This window comes from Methylobacterium sp. WL8 (genome assembly GCF_008040045.1).
In the GTDB taxonomy this organism is placed as follows: domain Bacteria; phylum Pseudomonadota; class Alphaproteobacteria; order Rhizobiales; family Beijerinckiaceae; genus Methylobacterium; species Methylobacterium cerastii.
In genome coordinates this window covers 1-3,494 of record NZ_VRVF01000157.1, presented here as the reverse complement: position 1 = coordinate 3,494, position 3,494 = coordinate 1, and the positions used below count along the sequence as shown (strand labels likewise).

The window sequence follows — 3,494 nt, the reverse complement described above, 5'->3', positions numbered from 1 at the left end:
TGTTCGCCTACATCGAGGGCTACTACAATCGGCAGCGCATCCACTCGGCCCTGGGATACATCACACCCGAGCAAGCCGAACGGAACGCGAGCTAACCCCCCTGTCCGTGGAACCGGGGGAGGATCAGAACGCCTTGGCTAGATCCGAGGGGCCGGAGAGCTGCGGCAGGATCGTCTCGGCCCAGGTTCTCAAGGCATCGGCCAGCGGCCGGGATCGATCCTGCCGCCGTCGCTGTCGCTCATCGGGCGGCTGGCCGGCGATCTCGCGTTCGATGGCGTAGAGGGCGCCGATGCGCTCCAGCGCCTCCCCGGCGATAGCCGAGTCGGATTTGGCGTGAACGTCGAAGAACTTGCGCCGGGTGTGGGCCCAGCAGGCCGCCTCGATCAGGGCACCGCCGGTGCGGCCGCCCTCGTAGAGGCGATTGAAGCCGGCATAGCCGTCGGCGTGCAGCACGCCCCGGAACCCGGCCAGATGCGTCAGCGGCCGCTCGCCCCTGCGGTCGGGGGAGGCCAGGAACACGGCGGCCGGCGGACGTACGCCGCCATGGGGCCGCTCATGGCGCACGTAGACCCAGAGCCGTCCGGTCTTCGTCTGGCCCAGGCCCGGTGCCAGCACCGGGACGGGGGTGTCGTCGCCGTAGAGGACATCCGAGTCCGCCAGCACGTCCTGGCGGAGCAGGTCGATCAACGGCGAGAGGGCGGCGGCCGTCGCCCCCACCCAGCCCGACAGGGTCGAGGTGGCCAGATCCACGCCGTCCCGGGCATAGATCTCGGCCTGGCGGTAGAGCGGCAGGTGGTCATCGAACTTGGCCACCGCGATATGGGCGAGAAGCCCGGCTCCGGCCCGCCCGCGGGTGATCGCATGATGCGGGGCAGGCGCCTGAACCATGCCTTCGCAGGCTCGGCACGCGAACGCCTCGCGCACGTGCCGGACCACCTTGAAGCGGCCGGGCACGTAATCGAGGGTCTCCGTCACGTCCTCGCCGACCCGACGCAGGGTTCCACCGCAGGACGGGCAGGCGCAGGGACCGGGATGGATCACGCTCTCGCGGGGGAGATGATTGGGCAAGGGACGCCGAGCCGGTCTTGCACGAGAGGCCTCGACGGCGTCGGCCACGACCGGTGCGGCGGCCAGGCGCTCGGCCTCGTCGACCTCCAACGCCTCGATGGCGAGTTCGAGTTGCTCGACGCGTGCCTTCAGCTTCTCGGACGAGACGCCGATGTCACTCGGATCGCGGCAGCCAATACGCCGCCGAGGCCTACAGAGCGCAGCTCGCCGACATGAAGGCGACGCCCTCCATGAGCCGGACAGGCTGCTGCTACGATAACGCCCCGATGGAGAGCTTCTTCCACACGCTCAAGGTCGAACTCGTCCACCAGAGACGATGGGCGACCCGGGACGAGGCCCGACGCGACTTGTTCGCCTACATCGAGGGCTACTACAATCGGCAGCGCATCCACTCGGCCCTGGGATACATCACACCCGAGCAAGCCGAACGGAACGCGAGCTAACCCCCCTGTCCGTGGAACCGGGGGAGGATCAGGTAGCTGAGGAGGCTTCTGTGACGCTCGAAAATGCGCTGGCTCAGCTTCGGGTCTCACCCGGAGGCTTCGGGGTTCGTTCTTACGGAAAACCGGTCCCTCGCCGTGATCCGCTCGGCTGATAGGTCCTGGACCTCACGCTTGAAAATCTGTTGGCTGAGGAAGGTGCGCTCCATCTCGAGCCGTTCCTCTTCCACATCGATGTACCAGCAGCGCCGCTGACCGCTCCAGCGATAGCTGCGCGCCTTCAGCGCGTCCTTTGTCGCGATGGGCGAACCAGTTGCCCAAAGGCGCACCGTGGGCCTGCGGGCAGTTTCGAGCAGGCACGACAAGGCAAGGCGACCGGAGGACCTCAGTGGGGCCGCCAGCAGCGCCAGAAGGGCATGACAGTCGTCGATGGCGCGATGACCCTTATGGAACAAGCCATAGTCGGTGAGCAGATAGCCGAGCTTCATGCCCTCATGGCCCTCGTCGCGCCATGGCACCTGATGGCAGGAACAAGCCCAATTCTTCTCGATGAAGATCGGCCAACGACCTTCGCACATCTGCCGGTCGAAACTGGCATTGTGAGCGATCACCACTGCGGCGTCAGCGGCTATCTCGCGAACGGCTGCATCATCGATGCGCTGGCCAGCTACGTCAGCATCCGTGATGCCAGTCAGGCGCTCGACCTCAGGCGGGATCGGCTTGCTCGGTTGATGGAGCTGATTGAGCGTCTCGATCACCCGGTAGATGCGGCCGCTTGCGCCGTACTCGAACTTGATGATGCCAAGCTCGATCACCTCGTCGCGCGCGTGATCGATGCCTGTGGTCTCTGTGTCGAGGATCAGCCCGATGAACGTCGGCTCGTCGGCTGCATCCGTGAAATCGACAAACGGTCTGACGCGCCGCAGCACCCGGTAGTCGCCAGTGCCTTCCAGCACGCTTGCGATGGTGTCGAGGGCTTCCGTCACTTCTGTAGCGTCCAGTCCGAAGCCTCGCCATCGCTCAGCCATCGGAGGCCGCGACTCGTCGCAGGAGCAGGACAGGGTCAAGGCCTCGCAGCCAGACCTCCTAAGCTGAGTCCCCAAGGAAATTATCGCGGCTTGGGTTCTTCACATTGAGGGCCGAGCTCTCGGGCGGCTCTACGGCTTATTCGTGGTCTTCTTCGACGGCTCCGCGGGTTTGATGCTTCCTGTCTCGGAGACACGTTCACGAGCCTGATCGAAGCGCTTCTTCGAGGCGACAAGCTCGCGCTGTGAACTGCCAAGCTGGCCCTTGGCCGCGTCGCGCGCGGCAACAGCTTGGCCAAGCTCCTCGCGTGCGGAGGCGAGTTTGCCTTGCCACTCACGGACAAGGTCGATGTTTGCCTGCTCCAACTCTCTCTGACGATTCACAAGCGCGCTTCTTCCTGTTTGAAGCAGGCTGACTTCAGTCGTGAGATTGCGGTTGGCTGACGCTTTGTTCGCGTAGGCTCCCCAACCTGCAAAGGCGAAAACCCCCAGGATGAGAGGAAGCAACTGAGCAGATGCCGGCTTCCACGCAAAAACCATCTGGAGGTTCCGGCGCAGCAGTTCGAACAAGCGAGGCATGGACCGGCTGTCTCCTAGCGCAACTGTGCGGACCCCGCTGGTCCGAACGGTTGATCGATCAGTTTCACAACGATGCTCACGCAGCGTTAATCCTTGCTTACGGAGCACATCACAAAGCGGCTTGCGCCGCCAACAGGAGATTGACGTCTGCTGGCTGCCGGCCTGGATGGTCGAGGCTCTTGTTGCTTTCGTACGAGGGGCTCGTCCTAAAAGACAAAAACTTGCTGAGGTTGTTCAGGCAGGCCGGTGGGGGCGGCGCGCCTCGCGCGGGCCGTCTATCTCAGGACCATGGGGCGGCAGTGATGAGGTTCGCCGCCGTGATAATATCGTCCAATGTAGTATCGCAAGATGGGCTACAAGTCATAACGAATTGGGGGGCTAA

Annotated in this window: 4 protein-coding genes and 1 pseudogene; 2 read left to right on the top strand and 3 right to left on the bottom strand. The window is 64.3% G+C overall.

The window, feature by feature from the left end:
• Positions 1–95 (top strand): IS3 family transposase (locus tag FV234_RS27145; protein ID WP_348643097.1); only part of this gene is annotated, 95 nt, incomplete at its 5' end.
• A gap of 28 nt (positions 96–123) precedes the next feature.
• Here the strand turns inward: FV234_RS27145 and FV234_RS25495 are convergent.
• Positions 124–1,116, bottom strand: a complete 993-nt coding sequence (locus FV234_RS25495) for an IS66 family transposase (protein ID WP_281407974.1) — start codon at positions 1,114–1,116, stop codon at positions 124–126.
• A gap of 107 nt (positions 1,117–1,223) precedes the next feature.
• On the opposite strand from FV234_RS25495, the pseudogene FV234_RS25490 reads away from it, so the two are divergent.
• Positions 1,224–1,511 (top strand): annotated as a pseudogene (locus FV234_RS25490) (IS3 family transposase); the annotation flags it as partial.
• A gap of 86 nt (positions 1,512–1,597) precedes the next feature.
• Here FV234_RS25490 and FV234_RS25485 read toward each other — a convergent pair.
• Together FV234_RS25485 and FV234_RS25480 are read right to left on the bottom strand one after the other, a co-directional pair.
• Positions 1,598–2,494, bottom strand: coding sequence for a 3'-5' exonuclease (locus FV234_RS25485; RefSeq protein WP_147832402.1), 897 nt, complete (start codon positions 2,492–2,494; stop codon positions 1,598–1,600).
• A 171-nt stretch (positions 2,495–2,665) separates the two neighbouring features.
• On the bottom strand, positions 2,666–3,112 hold the full coding sequence (locus tag FV234_RS25480; protein ID WP_147832401.1) for a hypothetical protein: 447 nt from the start codon (positions 3,110–3,112) through the stop codon (positions 2,666–2,668).
• Positions 3,113–3,494 lie beyond the last annotated feature (382 nt).